We start from the raw sequence: 17,499 nt of genomic DNA, 5'->3' as shown, positions 1-17,499 counted from the left end.
ATGGCTGATTCCGGATCGGGGGGGAGTGGGGGTCAATCGGTGGAAGCCGCCATCAACCAGGTGCTGGCCGCTGAGGAGTCGGCTCGGGAATCGGTGGCCAGGTGTGGGGAAGAGTCCGCACGTCTGCTGTTGATCGCCCGGGAAGAGGCTCGACGGATTGAAGAGCGGCTCGACAAGCGCATCAGCCGCCTGCGCAAGCGCCGGAACAAAAAAATCAACAACCGCATCGATCACATGCTCCTGGACAACCAACGAGCCATGGGTCACAAGGTGCGCCCCAGCGCCGCCGACCAACCCCTGGCCGAAGCGGTAGCCATCCTGGCCGACCAGCTGACCGGTGGTGAGTCAGCTTGATGGGCATCGCGTTTGGGCGTTCAAGCCGGATTTTAGGCTGGGCCATCTCTGGGGTCATCACAGCTGTTTCTGTTCAGGTTGAATCCAGCGTTGCAATTGAGGCCGTCAATGGGAGCGTGTCATGATGGGGGGGGTGGGTTTTCCATATGCCCAGGCCCGGATTCAGGCCCGCCACAAACGCCATCTGGACGAAACCGAATGGGAGCGGCTGCTGGCCATTGAGGCGTTTTCACCCTTTCTCCAGCAAGCCCGGGAGACGGACCTGGCTCCCTGGTTACTCAACATCGCGCCGGAAACCACCATCCATCAACTTGAAGGGCGTCTGCGGGAAGGATTCCGCCTCCACGTATCCGAGGTCGCCTCCTGGCTGCCCATCCCCTGGCAACCAGCCGTGCAGTGGACCGGGGTTTTGCCGGAGCTGCCTGCCTTGGCCTATCTCAAGGGGGGGGGGACGCCTCTTTCCTGGATGTTTGAAGATCCCCTGTTGGGGCCTCTGGTGGATGCGGAGGGGGCCAAAGGGGGGGCAGGCGTCGCCGACCTGGGACTCCTTCTCACCCATGATCGCTCTGAGGCTTCGATGCTGACAGCTTGGGGAACCCATTTTTTTCGGTTGATGCCCGCCCTGGATCGTCATCAAAAGGCAGCCTTCAAGGGGTTGATCCAGCTGGTGGAGTCCCATTTGGAAGCGTTGGCGGCAGCCCTTCCGGGGAGTGAAACCGGTCGAGAGGGGCTGCGCCGACAGCTGGTGTTGCGATTTCGCCGTCATCTGCTGAAACCTTCTGCTGTGTTCATTCATCTTTTTCTCACCGCGCTGGAGCTGGAACGGCTGCGGGGGGCTTTGGCCAGGCGACTGCTTTTTGCCCCTGGTGGGGGGGCTTCATGATCATCTCCCGCCCCAAACCGGCCCGCTGGTTTCGATTGGTGGTCACCAGGGACGACCTGCCCCGTTCGGTGGCGTTGCTGGCAGCCCGCAGAGCCGTGGAGCTGGAAGCGGATGGCCGGGAGATGCATCCGACGCTTCTGCCGGAGCTGGCCCCGCTTTTGGATCGTTTTGAGCACCTGAGTGATCGCTTTCGCCCCTACTGGCCTGCCGCTGAAAATAGGGGTTCTGACCCACTGCTGAACAATCCCCGAACCCTGATGGCCCAGGCTGTGGCGGCTCTGGAAGGGTGGCAAGGGAAAGCGGAACCTCTGGTAATGGCGCACCAGGCCCGGGGGGCGGAGGCCTTGGAGCTGAAACTCCTGGAGGAGTGGCTCATCGCCATGGGGGAGGGGTCGTTGGATCTCTCTCTGCTCAGGCGGGGCATGGGGGCTCAAGGCGTTCTGGAAAGCGGCCTTTTTTTGCTTCCGACAGGAGGCGAAGAGTTGGAGGTGGAGCCCGAGGTGATGGTGCATGGGGTGACGACCCGGCAACACCATTTTTGGGCAGCCGTCGCTCCCCGGGAGGCGATGGCGCGCCTTTCTGATCAGGTGGTCGCCGCCAAAGGGCGCCCCCTGACCCTCCCCGACTGGTTGCGGGGCCTCCCCCATGAAGCGCTGACCGAGTTGGAAAAGAGAGCGCTGGCAGCACGCCATCAATTGGCGGATCTGGAGCGGCAGCTCAAAGCTCTGGGGGAGCAATATCGGATCCCTGAATATTTGGGGGCTGTGGCCGAGCTGCAATGGTTTTATGCCACGGTGGAGAAGGTCTCCGGCAGTGGCCACTTTGCCCTGGTGACCGGTTGGACCGACCGGGACGATGAGGCGGTTTTAAACCGGGCTTTGGAAAAGGCCGGCGTGCGGGGATTGCTGGGATTTTCAGCCCAACCCCCGGGAGAGCCCCCTCTGGTGCTGGCCAATCCCTGGTGGGCCAAACCCTTCGAAATATTTCCCAAACTGCTGGGCACCCCTGGGGGGCAGGAGGCCGATCCGAGCCCGATATTGGCGATATTGGCCCCGCTGCTCTTTGGCTATATGTTTGGCGATGTGGGCCAGGGAGCGGTACTCTTGGGGCTCGGTTGGTATCTGCGGGAGAAAAAACTTCCGGGGGGGGCGCTTTTGGTCAGCGGTGGCGCGATGGCCATCGTGTTTGGTTTTCTCTTTGGCTCCATCTTTTGTCGGGAGGATATCATGCCTCCCCTCTGGCTCCACCCCACGGCCCACCCCCTGGAGGTGCTGGGTACCCCCATGTTATTGGGGGCGCTGGTGATTTTGACGGGGTTGGCTTTAAACGGCCTGGGGGCCTCTTGGCGGGGGCAGCAGGATAAATGGCTGAAAAAGGATGTTGGCGAGGTGTTGCTCTATCTGGGGCTGCTCACCACCATCGTCCACCCGGCTGGTCCCTGGATCGCAGGGGCGGGGGTGGTCTGGTATCTGCTGGGGGGACAGCGCCTCAAGCCGGGGGTGATGACGCTCCTGACGGGGCTGGGCCATCTGCTGGAAACAGGCCTGCAGCTGATGATCAACACCCTCTCCTTTTCCCGGGTGGGGGCCTTCGCCCTGGCCCATGCGGGGCTCTCCCAGGCGGTTTTGACCCTTTCCGATGTGGTGGGTGGGGGGGTGGCCGGGTTGGTGGTGCTGATATTGGGTAATCTACTGATATTGGTGCTGGAAGGGTTGGTGGTTTCGGTGCAGACCACACGGCTGGTGCTGTTTGAATTTTTTGTGCGCTTTCTCACCGGGGATGGCAGGCCCTTCAAGCCCCTCTCCCCACCGCCGGGTTATGAGAGCGTGCCTTGAACGACAGCCGCCGAAGCACACCTTGGCATGACTGAACCGGTCTGGTAGCAAGGGACCGTTGAGAATTAGGGATTTATAAGCATTCACTCGATATCAAGCGTTGGTTTGAAGGATCCTTCAGGAGGGAGTAAAAATGCCCGCACGTACCAAGTTGATCGTCGCCTTGACTGTTTTTACCGGAATTTTGGCCGCTGGAGCCACCCTGTTGTTGATGGGCTCTCCGGCCCTGGCCTCTGGGGGAGCGGTACTCCCCAGCGCCCCGCCGGTGGATGCGGGATGGGGCTATCTGGCAGCCGCCCTCGCCACCGGGGTCTCCTCCCTGGGGGCGGGTTATGCGGTGGCGACCGTCGGTAGCGCCGCCATCGGCGCCATCACCGAAAAACCGGAGCTGATGGGCCGGATGTTGATTTTGGTGGGGCTGGCGGAAGGGATCGCCATCTACGGCCTCATCGTCTCCATCCTCATTTTGAACCGTCTGGGCTGATGCCCGCCCCCCTTTTTATCGGTGACGAGGTCTCTGCGGCCGGTTGGCGGTTGGCGGGGGTGCGCACTGAAATCCCGGCAGCGGGGGAAGAGTGGCAGACCCTGCAAAAGGGGATGGATCACGCCGACCTGATCCTCCTGACCGGGGAGGTGGCCGGGCAGATCGCCGAAGCGCATCTGGCCAAGGTATTGATGGGGGTACATCCCATGGTATTGGTGATTCCGGACGCCCGAGGGGGCGTTGGGCCACCGGATATTGCGGTGATGCTCAAAAACAGCCTGGGGATCGGGGCATGAGTAAAGCTGAAAAAAAGCCCGACCGCCTGACCGCCATGTTGGATCTGGTGGAGGCGGAGCGGGTGGCGCGCTGTGAAGAGATTTTGGCCGAAGCCCGACAGGAGGCGGCCCAAATCACCCGGGCAGCCCACCGGGAGGCCCGGGATCGCATGCACAAGGTGGTCAGGGAGGAGCGGGAGCGGGAATCCCGCGCCTTGAAAAGCGCCCGGGCCCAGCAGGAAACCGAATTTCGCCAACACCGCTTACAGGTGGCCAACACTCTGATCAAAAAAGGGCGGGTGCTGCTGGGAACGGAGTTGCAGCGACGCTGGGAAGATCCCCGGGCGCGGGGGAGATGGGTCGGGCATCTGGTAAAACAGGCCACCACCCACCTGCCACCAGGCCCCTGGCGGGTGCGTCATCCCCAGGGGTGGGAGAGCGGTGAGCTGCGCCGTGGGGGAGCGGTTGGTGATAATAAGGATGGGGGAGAGCGCGTGACGCAAGAGGTTGGGGAGACAACCCGTTTTGAGGTGGATGCCACCCTTTCAGCGGGGCTTTGCATCTGTAGCGGGGGAACCTGCATCGACGGCAGCGCCGAGGGACTGCAAGCCGACCGTGGGGCCATCGATGCCCGGCTGCTGGCGCTTTTGGAAACCACCGGGGGTCAAACATGAACGAGGCGGTCATCCAGTGGATCAGCGGGCCGGTGTTGAAGGGCCGGACCCAATCACCGTTTCGGTTGAACGAGTCGGTTTTGGTGGGGCAAAAAAGGCTCCTGGGGGAGGTGGTTCGCTTAAACGGCGAGGAGATCACCGTCCAGGTGTTCGAAGACACCACGGGCCTGCGTCCGGGGGATCGGGTGGTGGGCCAGGGCATGCCATTGGCCGTGCGCCTGGGGCCGGGGCTTTTGGGGGGCATTTTTGATGGTTTGCTGCGGCCCCTGGAAGGCAAGGATCGGGATTTTATCCAGGCGGGTTTGGAGGAGCTGCCACCGGTTCGATTTATCTTCAACCCCAAGGTCAAACCGGGGCGGATTTTAAAGGGGGGGGATCTTTTCGGCTCCGCCCGCCGACCCAACTCCGATGCCAAATCCCAGGGGTGCCTGGTGCCGCCGGGCTCTCCTGGCGAGGTGATGGAGATTCAGCCCAAGGGGGAGTATGACGAAACCGAAACGGTCTGCCGCCTGAAGGATGGCTCGGGAAAAATCCACGACATCGCCATGAGTCAGCTCTGGCCGGTGCGCACCCCCAGGCCTGTTGGGGAGCGCCTGGGCAGCGGCCCGCCGATGTTGACCGGCCAGCGGATTTTGGATGCGCTCTTTCCGGTCGCCCGGGGGGGCAAGGCGGCGGTGCCGGGTGGGTTTGGGACGGGTAAAACCGTGCTGTTGGAGACCATCGCCAAATGGTGCAACGCCGATGTGATCGTCTATCTCGGTTGCGGGGAGCGGGGCAACGAGATGGCGGGGCTGCTGGATGAATTTCCCCACCTGGAAGATCCCCGCACGGGGCGCGCCCTGATGGAGCGGATGGTGGTGATCGCCAACACCTCCAACATGCCGGTGGCTGCTCGGGAGGCGAGCATCTATACCGGGGTGACGGTGGCGGAATATTTCCGGGATCAGGGGCTGCATGTGGCGATCATGGCCGACTCCACCAGCCGCTGGGCCGAAGCCTTGCGGGAGGTGTCGGGGCGGTTGGGAGAGCTGCCTGGCGAGGGGGGCTATCCGGCTTATCTCACCACCCGCCTGGCGGAATTTTATGAGCGGGCCAGCCGGGTGCGGACGCTGTCGGGTAAGGGGGGATCCTTGACCATTATCGGTGCGGTGAGTCCCCCATCGAGCGATTTTTCCGAGCCGGTCACCATCCACACCAAGCGCTATGTGCGCAACTTTTGGGCGCTGGATCGCAAGCGGGCCCAGGCGCGTTTTTATCCGGCGGTGGATCCTCTGGCCAGCTATTCCGAGGATGCCATGGCCCTGGCTCCCTGGTGGCATAAACAGGGGCATCCCCAGTGGGCGGAGCAGCGGCGGCGCTTTTTGACCCTGCTGGAGCAGCAGACCCGGCTGGAGCGGATGGCGCGGATTTTGGGTAAGGATGCACTCCCGCCCCAGCAACAGCTGATTTTGCTGTCGGCGGATCTGGTCAATGATGCCTTCCTCAGGCAATCCGCTTTTTCGGTCAATGATCGTTACTGCTCCCCGGAGCGGCAGGGGCGGATGATGGCGGTTTTGAACGGCTTTATCGACCAGGCGGAAAAGGTGGTCCAACGGGGGGTGGAGGTGGAAGAGATCGCCGCCCTGCCCGTGGTGCGCCGCCTGCGCCGCATGGGGGATGAGATCAGCGAAGAAATGTCGGAAGGTTTTGATAAACTGATGGAAGAGGTCGGGGCCGCCTTGGAAGGGCTTGCCAGCGGTGAGGGGGCGTCGTTATGAGTGAATTGGTCAATCTTCAGGAGTCCGGTGCGGTCACCCGGATTGAAGGCCCCCTGCTTTTCGCCAAGCGTCGGGTGGATGTGGGCTTGAACGAAGCGGTGGAGGTGATGGGAGACGATGGCCGCTGGCGTCTGGGTCGCATCGCCGCTCTGGACGACGACTACATGACCATCGAAGTGCTGGAGGCGACCAGCGGTTTGGCTCTGGATGAAACCCGGGTGCGTTTTTCCGGAGCCCCCATCTCCTTCAATTTGGGGCCGGGGGTGCTGGGGCGGGTTTTTAATGGGGTGGGCCAGGTGATCGACGGCGGTCCCCCGATCGCGGCGGTGGAAAATCTGCCGATCGATGGCGCGGCCATCAATCCCCTGCGGCGGGCAAAACCGGCGGATTTTATCGAGACCGGGGTCTCTTCCATTGATCTGTTGAACAGCCTGGTGCGGGGTCAAAAGCTGCCGATCTTTTCAGGGGGCGGGCTTCCCCACAATAAACTGGCTCTGGATATCGCCCTCCACGCCCGGCTGCCGGGAGAGGTGGGGAAAAAGAAGGATGGTGCTGAGGAGGGGGAGGGGTTTGCCATCGTTTTTGCAGGCCTCGGGGTGCCCCACGACACCGCCGACACCTTCCGTAAAACTTTGGAAGAGAGTGGCGCTTTGGGTCATACGGCGCTGTTTTTAAACCTCGCTTCCGACTCCTCCACCCAGCGACTGCTGGCCCCCCGTTTTGCCCTGACCGCAGCGGAATATCTGGCCTTTGTCGAGGGGCGGCATGTGCTGGTGATCATCACCGACATGACCAACTATTGTGAATCCCTCCGGGAGGTTTCCGCCAGCCACGGCGAGATCCCCAGCCGCAAAGGCTATCCCGGCTACATGTATTCCGATCTGGCGACACTCTACGAGCGGGCCGGGTGCATCCAGGGGCGCAAGGGCACGCTGACCCAGCTGCCGATTTTGACTATGCCTGCGGATGATATCAGCCATCCTATTCCCGACCTCACCGGCTATATCACCGAGGGGCAGATTACCCTGGATCGCAAGCTGGATCGCCAGGGGATTTTTCCGCCGATTTCGGTGCTGCCGAGCCTTTCGCGCTTGATGAAGGATGGCATCGGCGAGGGCTTCACCCACCCGGACCATCCGGATCTTTCCAACCAGCTCTACGCCAGCTATTCCCAAACCACCCAGGTGCGGCTGTTGGCCAATGTGGTGGGGACGGATGGTTTGACCGAAACCGACCGCACCTATCTGGCATTCGGCAAGGTCTTCGAAGAGCGTTTTGTCGGCCAGCAGGCTTCCCGTACCTTGGAGGAGTCCATGGCCATGGGTTGGGAGCTGTTGTCCCTGCTGCCTGATTCGGAATTTTCCCGATTGTCCGACGAGCAGATCGCCCAAAATATCAGGCGGAAGTAAAACAACCCCACCGGGGTTTCATTTGAAGGGGTTTGAAGGGTTACCAATCGATGGAGATTACCCCCACCCGCAGCGCCCTCCTGGAAGCCAAGGACGAACGGCATGTCATGGGAGAGGGCTTTCGCTTTTTGGATGAAAAGCGCCTGCTCCTGGCGGCTGAAATGATGCGCCTGCTGGAGCGCTATCAAAAGCTTGATCAAAGCTTCCGGGAAATCCACGGGGAGGCCATCAGCGCCCTGGCTGACGGGGTCCAACGCCACGGCCTGGAAGGGGTGCAGGTTCAGCCCGCCCAAACCAACGACGACACCACGATTATTCAATCCGAGCGCCGCTTTTTTGGTGTGCGCCTGGTGGAGGCTGAGGATCACCCGGGAGAGGTGGAACACCCCCCGGCGGTCAACCCCTCCCCAGAGGTGGCCGCCTGCCGGGAAGGGTATGAAAAAGCCTTGGCCAAGCTCTCGGAGCTGGCGGTGCTTTCCGGTAACCTGCGACGGCTGCTGTATGAATATAAACGCACCGAACGCCGAGCCCGGGCTTTGGAAGATGTCATTTTGCCGGAGCTGGATGGGGCAATCCACGAGATGGATCAGCGGCTGGAAGAGATGGAGCAGGAAGAGTCGGTCCGGGTGCGCCTGCCGGGGATGGAAAGCGCTCACCTGTAAGATTAGGTTCAAGATCAAAAGACAGACCTTGGGGGGAAGGAATTCCCCCCAATTCCCCCCATCTTTTTTTTTGATAGTATAGAGTCAAAATCTTTTTTGAATGTATGGATTATTGGGAGCAATTGTCAAAAAAGCCGAAGCCCTCAAGGATTCCACCAACATGGTGGATTATGTCCGCGCCCAAAACTGGGACGGCGCACTCCCCCAAACCATGATGGGCGGAGATCAATCGGTGCTGTGGAAGATGGGTGCGGGGGGGAAATAACGCCTCCGCTGGGCCGAATTGTGTTTTTTCACGGTGGCAGCATCAACTCCGGGGCTTGCTGGAAGAGTTTCTTGAGTTCCGGGATTTTTGGTTGGCTACGAACCATCTCCCGCCAGACGCTGGCGTGGGGCTCTCGCCAAAACAGTTCGTGCATTTTTTCCAGGTCAGAGATGTCCCGGCCAGCCTGTTTTTCCTGGACATAAACCTTCAGCCTGGCCTTGAAGTCCCGAAATGCCTTTTTGCGCATATCGACCAACTCGGTGCGGGTGTTCAGCCCCAGCGTGTTGATGGTGAAATCCGCTTTCAGAGCATCCCTGCCTTTATCCGCATGGGGCAGGAAAGCGAATGTGATGAGATCGAGAAACAAAAAATCCATGGGATCTTCCGCTCGGGGATCGATGAACGCGGGATCGCCTGGAATGGGAGGGATGACGGGATCTTTGTCGCCGCGAGTGATGTCGTGAAATTGTCCCTGGGCATCGAAGACGGCGAATTGGTCATTTTTGTGGCTGCCGTTACAGGGGCCGCATGAAAAGAGATAGTTGGACCACTGAAAGGCTTCATCCGGATAGAGATTTTTTGGCTTGATGTGTTCCACCTCGTCAGCGTATGAGTCCTCACAATAGTGGCAACGCCGACCGATATGGGTCATTCCTGACAATACATTTCGGATGGCACCAAAATGGTTGTCGCTTTTGTTTTTCCATTTTGTTTTCGCTGCATCAACTTGATCGCCATAACTCCCGGATTGATTTACTTCCCGTTGTTTTTTGTCCAGATAGGCTTGATTGGCTGGATCGAGCTTTGGGCTGGCGAGCTTGATCATGGTGTCAATCGTCTTCCGGGAGGGTGGCGCTGAAAATCCCGTTCAGTTCCTGCCTCCTGACCTCTTCCTCCGGTGACAGTTGCCCTCTGAAACTCCTCTGATTCAGCTTGGCAAATTCCATCAGCAACTGATGCCCCTCTTCAGAGCGATTGATCCCTGGACCAAACGCCCCGGATCCATAAGCTTCCAAAATGTTGCCATAAAGCAGCCGATTGAGCGCCTCTCCTTTGACCTGCCCCCCAGGATGCCCCCCCTCTCCAACGGGATCAGGCAAACGCCAAACCGACCCCTTCACCGCACCCTGACACACCAGAGGACTGTGGGTGGTGACGAAAAACTGGATGTTGGGAAAGAGCTTCGTCAGCCAGGGTCCGATATCCCGCTGCCAGCGGGGATGGAGATGGGCGTCCACTTCATCGATGAACACCACGCCGGGGGCTAGGATCTGGGTGTTGTCCTCATTGAAAAGGCGATCTTCTCTGTACGTGGCAGCTAGCTGGCGGATTAGTTCAAAGGTCATGCTGAGGATGGAGCGGAAGCCGTCGCTCAGGTCGTTCATGTCAATTTGGCAGCCGTTACTATCAATAAATTGAATTCCATTAGAATTCACTTCCTTGAGTTGTACTCTGTTGGGTAGGAATCCAGGATGGTTAATGAAGTGGATCAGGTTGTCCAGCAATACGGGTGGTGGTTTAGTATGGCCGGACATAAAAAGAGATTTTCGTTCCAGCTGGGCAAATCGTAGGTGCATAAGCCAGTGTTCTACCTCAGTCAGAGCTACGTCATCACCGAAGGCTGACAAAAAACGAGAGATGCGTGATTGGTTTTTAAATAATTCTCTATACTCTTGTCCACCTCCAGAAAAGCGACGAAATGGGCCGTAGGCTGCTGCAAACCACCCTTTCCAGTAGCCCCAAGCATGATTAAAAGGGGGTGGGAAAAGTCCTTGGCTTTCAAAAAAAGACCTGTTTATTTTGTCGATTTGTATTTCGAGAGGTATGATTTTTTCTTCGAGGCATCTATTAATGTCTAAATGTACTCTTTCGGCATATGCTCCTAAATCTTTTTTTTCGACCATTTCTCCTTCATGGGCTAGGGCCTCAACTTCTAAAGTACAGATATCGTCCACACTGGCCCATCTATCCCATTCATTATCCCAGGTAAGTTCGAGTCTAACCGTGGCTCTTTCTTTGTCCTGGCGCACCCATCCCCCCCAGGGTTGCCTCAAAGCCATGGCATCCCGGGGACCGATCAACGTTGCTGCGCAGGCGCGAACCAGGGTCGATTTGCCGGAGCCGTTATCTCCCAGCCAGACATGCCATCCCGGAGCGGCGACATCTTCCGGCAGCTCCCAGATGAAATGCTCCAGCATTTTGAGATTTTTGACTTCGATTTTGCGTACGTACATGGCTTATGAACCTTCCTGTGCAGACCCAGCATCCAACCGGAGAGCAGCGTTATCTTTTAGAGATCCAAAGGTAACCTCAACCCGCCATCAGGACAACTCAATCCAAGGGGTGGGGAGGGTGGAATGGGGGAGGGCGCTTGGGGGTGGGATTTTCCCCTGGTGATGGTGTGGAACTTTTTGTCGGGATTGGGGCTCCAATCGAGTTCTGAAGTTGCAAAACGAATCGAATGGGCCGATTATGTCACCTTGCCCATGACAAGCCTCCAGGGTCGGGTGTGCCGGGCTGGGGGTCGGACCAAATCAGAGGATAGAGGACGACATGAAAAGAATCGCGTTGTTGGGGGGGTTGCTTGCCTTGGTGCTGGCTTTTTCAGGATCGGTGCAGGCTGGTAATCCGTGGGATCAAAAGCCGTTTTCAGAACAGGAAATGGCCAAATTTATTGGTGATTACAGCACCCTCGCTGCCTGGGTAAACAAGCAAAACCTGGGGCCGGCCGATCAGGATCGGTCATGGATGATGGCCGGAATGCGCTACGACAAGGATTTCGGCAAGCAGCTCAAAGCCCAGGAGTGGGACGCCGAGCGCTTCTTTTATATGCTGGATAACGTCACCACCGGCCTGCGGGTGATCGAAAGCCAGGCGATGATGACCAAGGGATCTGCCGACCTGAAGAAAAAAATGGCTGAGGGCAAAGCCAAGATGAAAGAGATGACCCAGGATGCCCACGGTCAGATGAAAGCCCAGGTGGTGGCACAAAAGAAGCAGATCATGAACAACCCCACCATCCCCCCCCACCAAAAGCGCATGATGTTGGCCCAGATGGACCAATCCCTGCGCATGGCCCATATGAACAAAACCCCCAGCTGGCAGTCCAATAATCCCTGGCAAGCCCAGCAAAAGGCGATGCAAAAGGCGATGGAAGCCCAGCAAAAGGCGATGCAAGCCCGTCAAAATGCCTGGCGCAAGCAGATGATCCAGAACAACCCCATGATTCCCCAGGCGGAGAAAAAGCGGCTTCTGGATGCCATCGACAATCCCGTCAAGCCCCTCACCCAGGAGCAGATGCAGGCCAAGCAGAAAAAAATGATGGCCCGGATGATGGCGCAGCAGGAAACTGAAATCGCCAAGCAGAGAAAACGCATCGAAAACGACAAAAACATCCCCAAAGAGCAAAAAGCCAAAATGCTCGCACAGATGGATGCCCACATCTCCAACATGAAAACCGCCATGGTGGACGCCGGCATGCCCCGTCCCCTGATCCCTGCGGCAGAAATGAGCCTCATCAAAGCCAACCTGAAAAAACTTCAGGAACTGATGGGCTGAAGAAAAGAGTGAGCTGAATCCGAACACCCGACCGGGGGCACGCCCCACCGCCCCCGGTCAGAGGTTTCCCCGAAACATCACCTCCCAGCCAACAATCCCCTACACCCGCTTGTACCAAACCCGGTGGACAGTTAAACTTCCTGGTTCGGGCCAGAGCAGCACCTCTTTTCAGGTTGATCAACCCGCCAAAGAGGAGAAGCCCGGTTAGTAAAAAAAACGACTCCACCCACCAACGCTTCGGGCCACTACTGGGGTATGATCATGAAATTTTTCAAAAAGGAACACCTTTCCGACACGGTGATTTTTCTCGGCATGGCAACCAACGTGGTGGTCATTCTGGGGATTCTCTTCATATACGTTTTTTAAATCCTTCCAATCACTCTGCCTCTCCCCTGAATGAATTTTCCGGTGGGCGGGGTTTGTGTTCCCTCCATTGCAATGGACCCCTTTGACAGATGAAAAACAAGACACTCCTGATGGCGGTTGCCGCCTTGACCCTGGTCGCTCTCATCGGCAGCGCCGTTTTTTTTATGAGCGGTGGAGAGAATGCTTCAGACGATGGGGCGGTGTGGGAAAATGTGCCTGAAGAGCTGTTCGGAATTTTGCTCCCCGGCCCCAAACCCCTGAAACCCTTCGCCCTCAAGGATGCTGACGGTCGCCTTTTTGATCGGGATCGGATGCGGGGCAAGTGGAGTTTGATCTTTTTTGGCTACACCCACTGCCCGGATGTCTGCCCGGTTTCCATGGGGGTTTTGACCGAGGTGTATGACATTTTGCAGACCGACACCCTCATCGGTCGAGAGCTTCAGGTGATTTTTGTTTCGGTGGATCCCCAACGGGATACCAACCCGATACTCAAAGAGTATGTGAGCTATTTTAATCCCGGCTTTGTCGGGGTGAGCGGTTCCAAACCCCAGATCGATATTTTGGCCAAGCAGGTGGGAGCGGGCTATTTTATCGATCCACCCAAGGAAGGGGAGGAGGGTTATACGGTGAGCCACTCCTCGGGTATCTTCATGGTGGATCCCCGGGCCCGGTTGGTGGCCCTTTTCCAGGGAGAACAATATCCCCGGAAGATCGCCTTCGAAATCACCAAAATCCGGGAACTCATCGCGGGTGAGGAGTCCTGAAAATCCACGGAATCTAACCCGGATCCTGGTGTAAGGATCCGAAGTGGGAAAAATCGGGGGCAACAACCCCGGACAACCCTCAAGGAAGATAGCTTTTAAACCATGAACACCATCTCCTTTTCCCGGGATTCAGCCCATGGCGTGGGTCTCGGTTTGTCCCTTTTTGCGCTGATCTGCCTGCTTTGGCCTGCTGTGGGAATGGCCGGGGAAGAGGTGATTGGGCGCATGCGTGCGGCCATCTGGCCTGAATATGACGATCCGGGCATTTTGGCGATCTATGATGGCCGGTTTACCGATGTTTCGGCTTTTCCCATGGAGACCAGCTTTTATATACCCAAGGGTGCGGTGGTGAGCGATGCCTGCTCCCTCTCCCCGGAAGGGCAGCACTTTTGCCAGCTTTTCACCACCAAGCCTGACGGTGAGTGGGATGAGGTGATGCTGAAAATGCCCTATCCCAACTTTTATCTGAGCTTCCATGTGCCCATCGATCCCGAGCAGATCAACCCGGAATCGGGGTGGCGCAAGGTGGATTATACCATCCGTTCCAACCACGCCATTCAAACCTTGGAGGTGGATGTTCAGGAGCCTCTGCGGGCGAGCGGTTTTACCATCGATCCCCCCGGGGCCACCCGAGCTGAGGATAAGGGGTTCAACCACTATCGCTATGAACTCAACGACATCAAAGCGGGGGAGCAAAAGGTCATCACTGTGGGCTATGCCAAGAGCGACCAGCGCCCTTCGGTGGATATTAAATATTCCCGGATGGACGGTCCCAAGGTGTGGGGCTCTCCCTATGAAACCCAAAAACAGGCCCGGGTGCTGGTTTATCTGATGTTTGGTATCGGGGTTATCCTCATGATCGGCATGGGGGCGTGGTTTTTCGTGAAGCGCAGAGAGGCCTGAGATGACCAGAGGATTTCCGCTGCGGTGGTTTTTTTTGGTGGCTTTGGTGATGGTATTGATTCTGCCGGGGCGGGTGGCGGCAGAGGCGCTGACGGTGACCGAGGTGGCCCGGGATCTTGCCTGTCCCTGCCAGTGCCCCCTGGTGCTGGAAGATTGCAACATGAGCTGCGGCTTGGCGTGGAAAAACCAGATCGGTGAGCTGATCGCCAAGGGGATGACCAAGCAGGAGATCATCGACAACTTTACCAGCATCTACGGAGATTCCGCCAAACTCACCCCCCTGCAACGGATTGAAGGGAAAATTTACCAATACACCCGGGGATTCGACACCCTGGATTGGGCGATGCTCTGGGGAGGGGTGGTCATTTGGCTGATGGTGGTCTTTTTTGGGATCTATTTGGGGGTTGGTCGGATCAAAGCCAAAAAGAGAGCCAAAGCGACCGCTGAATGAAAACTCTTCTGGTGACTCTGGGGCTCTTTGTTCTATTCCTCGGCATGGTGGCCATGGGTGGTTTTCTCTGGCTGGTGGAGCCGGGGCCGGAGGGGTATCTGGCTTACGCCGGGGATCGGGTGACCCTGGCTCTCCATCGCCATGGGTTGGCGGAGGGGCTGTCGGAAAAGCAGACCAAGCTCCTCTACGAAAAGAGCTGCACCCGCCAGTGTCACAGCCGGGAGGTGGTGGAAAACAATCCCAAAACCGCCATGGAGTGGGAGTGGATCGTCACTCGCATGGGGGCATTGGATCGAGCGGATCTGACCCCTCCCCAGGCTGAAGGGATTATCGGTTATCTCCAGAAGCATTTTTTGAGCAATATTCCGACGATGCTTCCGGAAAATATCATGCGGTTTTTGAAGAGCCATCTGTGGAAGATGGATTTTGGCGATGAGGATCTTTATTTCGATGTGATCCACCTTCCCACCATCCACCGGAGTTTGATTCGCTATCTGTTGCTGCAAACACCGGAAAAGATGGGCGATGGGCCGCTTTTTGTGATCTATTTTAACACCCATTCCGGCATAGTTCCCAACTGGGACCTGGCCAAAATCACTTCCATCGATTATGGCGATGGCAAGCCGATTCAGGCGACGGAGTGGCAGATGCTCTATGAAGATGTCCAACGTCATCATCGCCAGGGGATTCTCACTTTTCCTTTGGAAGCGGCTGAAAAAGCCCGCACGGCCAACGGGGCGGAGTTGATCATTCAACCCCCCTCCATGCGGCCAAGACGTTATTACTGGAAACTGCCTGTCCCCCCCTTTGAGGAGGAACCTTGATGTTGAAATGGGTCCGCAAACATTTGACGCTCATTTTTCTGCTTACCCTGGCCCTGCCTTTGGGGGGGTGTCCCAATGGTGAGTCGCCTGTCGCCCGGGAGCCTTCTCCCCCGTTGGATCTGGTGCTTTTTGACGGTACGGAATTTTCTCTGGCCACGAAGCTGGGGAGTCCGGTGATGATCAACTTTTTTGCTTCGTGGTGTATTCCCTGTGGCGAGGAGGCTTCGGCGCTGGAAAAGGTATATCAGGAGTATAGCCCCAAGGGGGTTCAGTTTTTGGGTGTGGCCTTGCAGGATACTGAAGAGAAGGCCAAGGGGTTTGTGTCGGAGAAGGGCATCACCTTCCCTACGGGCATCGATATGACCGGCAAGATCAAGGATGATTTTGGGGTCTACGGCATGCCTACCACCTATTTTATCGACCGGGAGGGCCGGGTCAGCTATCTCCATGCGGGGGGGGTGACCGAGGCTTTGTTGAAATATGAACTGGACAAGCTTATCTAGATTTTTTTCGGCGCTTTTGGTCGTCGGCCTGGTGTTGAGTGGCTGTGGGGGTGAAAAGCGTACGTTGCTGGAGGTGGGCTCCCAGGCTCCTCCCTTTACCCTGAAGCTGGTGGATGGCAAAACCACCTGGAACATGGCGGACCATGCTGGCAAGCCCATGGTGATCACCTTCATGGCTTCCTGGTGCCCTTGTTCTCACGATTCGATTCCTCTCACCAAGGAAGCTCATGGGCGTTTCAGCGACCGTGGGGTTGAGTTCCTGATGGTGGGTTTGCAGGATGCCGAGAGTAAGTTTGAGGATTTTGTTGCAAAGCAGGCGCCTCCTTTTCCGGCTGGTTTTGATGATGGGGAGCCGATCTCCCGCACCTATGGTGTCAGCGCGCCGCCCACCACGGTTTTTATTGGCAAGGATGGTTTGGTGAAGCGGATTTTTTACGGCAATATCAAGGATGTGGTGGAGGATTATTATCTGTGGATTGAGGAGTTGGTAGCGTGACTGGTATTCAGGCGTTGATGGGGGGCTTTGGTAACTTTTTTTCCATCTGGCAGGTGTGCATTTTACAGATTTCGCCTTTCTTCATGTTTTTTATTGTGGGGCTTTATCTGGTGGGTTATCGGGGGCAGGGGGCTCCTTGTTTGCAGGCTCGGGTATTGCTGCCGAGTTTGAGTTATTTGATTGGGTTTTCCATCCTTTTTGCACCTTTGAATGCCAGGGGTTGGTCTATTGGTCGTGAGATTGCTTATAACCTGAGCGTTTTGGGGTTGGCTTCGGGTTGGTTTTTGTTGGTGGTGAGTCTTTATTTTTTGTTGAGTGGTCGGGTGGATTGGCCTGAAGGGTTTCGGGGTAAATGGGTTGGCACGGGCATGGCTTTTTTGATTGGTTGTGCTTTTTCTTTTGTCTATTCCCCCTGTATTACGCCGGAGCTTTCCATCATTTTGGGGATTGGTTCGCGTCCTGAGACCGCTTTGGAGGGGGCTTTTTACGCTTTCTTTTATGGGTCTGGGATGAGTTTTGCCATGGGGTTGGTGGCTTATGCACTTATTTTTGCTTTGAAGGATTGGTTGATTCGGCGGCAGCGGTTGGTTTTGGATGTTTGTGGTGGGGTATTGGTGGTTTTGGCCGGGCTGAATGTTTCGGGTGTGATGGTTTATTATAAGGCCTTTATTTTGGGTTTTTTGGTGCCATGAGTGGGGGTTCTGAAGTATCTGGGATTCGACCGGTTCCGGCGGCTCCTGGTTTTAAGATGCGGACTTTTGGTGGGGTATTGTTTGTGTTGGGTGTTGGGGATATGGGGCTTGATTTGGTGACTGGGATGCCTCAGGAGGGGTTTAATTTGTTTTTGGTTGGGTTGGGGATTGTGGTGTTTTGGCGGGGTTGGGGGAGTGCTTTCAAATAGGTTTTGACTTTATACTATTAAAAAAAAAGATGGGGGGATTTGGGGGGAATTCTTTCCCCCCAAGGTCTGTCTTTTGATTTTGATTTTGAATTTAATCTTTTAATCTTTTAATCTTTTAATCTTTTAATCTTTTAA

20 protein-coding genes are annotated in these 17,499 nt (G+C 57.0%); 18 read left to right on the top strand and 2 right to left on the bottom strand.

Translation table 11 applies throughout. The features are described from left to right. The 10 genes from HQL52_11855 (at position 1) to HQL52_11810 (ending at position 8,598) form a co-directional block, all read left to right on the top strand. Entirely contained in the window at positions 1 to 354 is a 354-nt protein-coding gene (locus HQL52_11855; protein ID MBF0370140.1) for a hypothetical protein, read from the top strand. 121 nt (positions 355 to 475) lie between these two features. Further along, positions 476 to 1,237, top strand: a complete 762-nt coding sequence (locus HQL52_11850; protein MBF0370139.1) for a hypothetical protein — start codon at positions 476 to 478, stop codon at positions 1,235 to 1,237. After that, positions 1,234 to 3,072, top strand: coding sequence for an ATPase (locus tag HQL52_11845; GenBank protein MBF0370138.1), 1,839 nt, complete (start codon positions 1,234 to 1,236; stop codon positions 3,070 to 3,072). Before HQL52_11850 ends, HQL52_11845 begins: the two co-directional genes overlap by 4 nt. A 133-nt stretch (positions 3,073 to 3,205) precedes the next feature. Continuing rightward, on the top strand, positions 3,206 to 3,556 hold the full coding sequence (locus tag HQL52_11840; protein MBF0370137.1) for a H+transporting two-sector ATPase C subunit: 351 nt from the start codon (positions 3,206 to 3,208) through the stop codon (positions 3,554 to 3,556). After that, positions 3,556 to 3,852, top strand: a complete 297-nt coding sequence (locus HQL52_11835; protein MBF0370136.1) for a hypothetical protein — start codon at positions 3,556 to 3,558, stop codon at positions 3,850 to 3,852. The genes HQL52_11840 and HQL52_11835 overlap by 1 nt, the downstream gene beginning before the upstream one ends. Next, positions 3,849 to 4,505: a hypothetical protein gene (locus HQL52_11830; protein ID MBF0370135.1), complete on the top strand. Its 657-nt coding sequence runs from the start codon at positions 3,849 to 3,851 to the stop codon at positions 4,503 to 4,505. Before HQL52_11835 ends, HQL52_11830 begins: the two co-directional genes overlap by 4 nt. Then, entirely contained in the window at positions 4,502 to 6,262 is a 1,761-nt protein-coding gene (locus HQL52_11825; protein ID MBF0370134.1) for a V-type ATP synthase subunit A, read from the top strand. Before HQL52_11830 ends, HQL52_11825 begins: the two co-directional genes overlap by 4 nt. Beyond that, complete coding sequence (locus HQL52_11820) at positions 6,259 to 7,671, top strand: V-type ATP synthase subunit B (GenBank protein ID MBF0370133.1); 1,413 nt, start codon at positions 6,259 to 6,261, stop codon at positions 7,669 to 7,671. The genes HQL52_11825 and HQL52_11820 overlap by 4 nt, the downstream gene beginning before the upstream one ends. Before the next feature lie 50 nt (positions 7,672 to 7,721). After that, positions 7,722 to 8,333 (top strand): V-type ATP synthase subunit D, encoded by a 612-nt coding sequence (locus HQL52_11815; GenBank protein ID MBF0370132.1) that lies wholly within the window; start codon positions 7,722 to 7,724, stop codon positions 8,331 to 8,333. A gap of 112 nt (positions 8,334 to 8,445) precedes the next feature. Next, positions 8,446 to 8,598 carry a hypothetical protein gene (locus HQL52_11810; protein MBF0370131.1) on the top strand — a complete coding sequence of 51 codons (153 nt, stop codon included), beginning with the start codon at positions 8,446 to 8,448 and terminating at the stop codon, positions 8,596 to 8,598. A 28-nt stretch (positions 8,599 to 8,626) separates the two neighbouring features. Here the strand turns inward: HQL52_11810 and HQL52_11805 are convergent, their stop codons facing one another. Together HQL52_11805 and HQL52_11800 are read right to left on the bottom strand one after the other, a co-directional pair. Next, on the bottom strand, positions 8,627 to 9,424 hold the full coding sequence (locus HQL52_11805) for an aminoglycoside phosphotransferase (protein MBF0370130.1): 798 nt from the start codon (positions 9,422 to 9,424) through the stop codon (positions 8,627 to 8,629). Between the two features lie 4 nt (positions 9,425 to 9,428). Beyond that, positions 9,429 to 10,832, bottom strand: coding sequence for an ATP-binding protein (locus HQL52_11800; GenBank protein ID MBF0370129.1), 1,404 nt, complete (start codon positions 10,830 to 10,832; stop codon positions 9,429 to 9,431). A gap of 319 nt (positions 10,833 to 11,151) precedes the next feature. Here HQL52_11800 and HQL52_11795 point away from each other — a divergent pair, with 319 nt between their 5' ends. The 8 genes from HQL52_11795 (at position 11,152) to HQL52_11760 (ending at position 17,155) form a co-directional block, all read left to right on the top strand. Continuing rightward, the gene (locus HQL52_11795; GenBank protein MBF0370128.1) at positions 11,152 to 12,156 is read left to right on the top strand and encodes a hypothetical protein; all 1,005 of its coding nucleotides are present in this window, start codon (positions 11,152 to 11,154) and stop codon (positions 12,154 to 12,156) included. A gap of 455 nt (positions 12,157 to 12,611) precedes the next feature. Then, positions 12,612 to 13,286 carry an SCO family protein gene (locus HQL52_11790; protein MBF0370127.1) on the top strand — a complete coding sequence of 225 codons (675 nt, stop codon included), beginning with the start codon at positions 12,612 to 12,614 and terminating at the stop codon, positions 13,284 to 13,286. Positions 13,287 to 13,388: 102 nt separating this feature from the next. Next, on the top strand, positions 13,389 to 14,189 hold the full coding sequence (locus HQL52_11785) for a hypothetical protein (protein ID MBF0370126.1): 801 nt from the start codon (positions 13,389 to 13,391) through the stop codon (positions 14,187 to 14,189). 1 nt (position 14,190) lies between these two features. Continuing rightward, positions 14,191 to 14,640 (top strand): cytochrome c-type biogenesis protein CcmH, encoded by a 450-nt coding sequence (locus HQL52_11780; GenBank protein ID MBF0370125.1) that lies wholly within the window; start codon positions 14,191 to 14,193, stop codon positions 14,638 to 14,640. Then, positions 14,637 to 15,464, top strand: coding sequence for a hypothetical protein (locus tag HQL52_11775; GenBank protein ID MBF0370124.1), 828 nt, complete (start codon positions 14,637 to 14,639; stop codon positions 15,462 to 15,464). The genes HQL52_11780 and HQL52_11775 overlap by 4 nt, the downstream gene beginning before the upstream one ends. Next, positions 15,464 to 15,967: a TlpA family protein disulfide reductase gene (locus HQL52_11770; GenBank protein MBF0370123.1), complete on the top strand. Its 504-nt coding sequence runs from the start codon at positions 15,464 to 15,466 to the stop codon at positions 15,965 to 15,967. Before HQL52_11775 ends, HQL52_11770 begins: the two co-directional genes overlap by 1 nt. A 16-nt stretch (positions 15,968 to 15,983) precedes the next feature. Then, positions 15,984 to 16,463: a TlpA family protein disulfide reductase gene (locus HQL52_11765; protein MBF0370122.1), complete on the top strand. Its 480-nt coding sequence runs from the start codon at positions 15,984 to 15,986 to the stop codon at positions 16,461 to 16,463. Further along, entirely contained in the window at positions 16,460 to 17,155 is a 696-nt protein-coding gene (locus tag HQL52_11760; protein ID MBF0370121.1) for a hypothetical protein, read from the top strand. The genes HQL52_11765 and HQL52_11760 overlap by 4 nt, the downstream gene beginning before the upstream one ends. Positions 17,156 to 17,499: the final 344 nt, after the last annotated feature.

This window comes from Magnetococcales bacterium (assembly GCA_015232395.1).
Lineage (GTDB): Bacteria > Pseudomonadota > Magnetococcia > Magnetococcales > JADFZT01 > JADFZT01.
This window is presented reverse-complemented; position numbering and strand designations above follow the sequence as displayed.

Excerpts from the sequence above, each read along its gene's own strand:
- HQL52_11845 (MBF0370138.1), top strand. The coding sequence starts at position 1,234 with ATGATCATCTCCCGCCCCAAACCGGCCCGCTGGTTTCGATTGGTGGTC.
- HQL52_11800 (MBF0370129.1), bottom strand. The coding sequence starts at position 10,832 with ATGTACGTACGCAAAATCGAAGTCAAAAATCTCAAAATGCTGGAGCAT.
- HQL52_11790 (MBF0370127.1), top strand. The coding sequence starts at position 12,612 with ATGAAAAACAAGACACTCCTGATGGCGGTTGCCGCCTTGACCCTGGTC.
- HQL52_11815 (MBF0370132.1), top strand. The coding sequence starts at position 7,722 with ATGGAGATTACCCCCACCCGCAGCGCCCTCCTGGAAGCCAAGGACGAA.
- HQL52_11795 (MBF0370128.1), top strand. The coding sequence starts at position 11,152 with ATGAAAAGAATCGCGTTGTTGGGGGGGTTGCTTGCCTTGGTGCTGGCT.
- HQL52_11855 (MBF0370140.1), top strand. The coding sequence starts at position 1 with ATGGCTGATTCCGGATCGGGGGGGAGTGGGGGTCAATCGGTGGAAGCC.
- HQL52_11775 (MBF0370124.1), top strand. The coding sequence starts at position 14,637 with ATGAAAACTCTTCTGGTGACTCTGGGGCTCTTTGTTCTATTCCTCGGC.
- HQL52_11785 (MBF0370126.1), top strand. The coding sequence starts at position 13,389 with ATGAACACCATCTCCTTTTCCCGGGATTCAGCCCATGGCGTGGGTCTC.
- HQL52_11830 (MBF0370135.1), top strand. The coding sequence starts at position 3,849 with ATGAGTAAAGCTGAAAAAAAGCCCGACCGCCTGACCGCCATGTTGGAT.
- HQL52_11780 (MBF0370125.1), top strand. The coding sequence starts at position 14,191 with ATGACCAGAGGATTTCCGCTGCGGTGGTTTTTTTTGGTGGCTTTGGTG.
- HQL52_11840 (MBF0370137.1), top strand. The coding sequence starts at position 3,206 with ATGCCCGCACGTACCAAGTTGATCGTCGCCTTGACTGTTTTTACCGGA.
- HQL52_11805 (MBF0370130.1), bottom strand. The coding sequence starts at position 9,424 with ATGATCAAGCTCGCCAGCCCAAAGCTCGATCCAGCCAATCAAGCCTAT.
- HQL52_11835 (MBF0370136.1), top strand. The coding sequence starts at position 3,556 with ATGCCCGCCCCCCTTTTTATCGGTGACGAGGTCTCTGCGGCCGGTTGG.
- HQL52_11820 (MBF0370133.1), top strand. The coding sequence starts at position 6,259 with ATGAGTGAATTGGTCAATCTTCAGGAGTCCGGTGCGGTCACCCGGATT.
- HQL52_11825 (MBF0370134.1), top strand. The coding sequence starts at position 4,502 with ATGAACGAGGCGGTCATCCAGTGGATCAGCGGGCCGGTGTTGAAGGGC.
- HQL52_11850 (MBF0370139.1), top strand. The coding sequence starts at position 476 with ATGATGGGGGGGGTGGGTTTTCCATATGCCCAGGCCCGGATTCAGGCC.
- HQL52_11770 (MBF0370123.1), top strand. The coding sequence starts at position 15,464 with ATGTTGAAATGGGTCCGCAAACATTTGACGCTCATTTTTCTGCTTACC.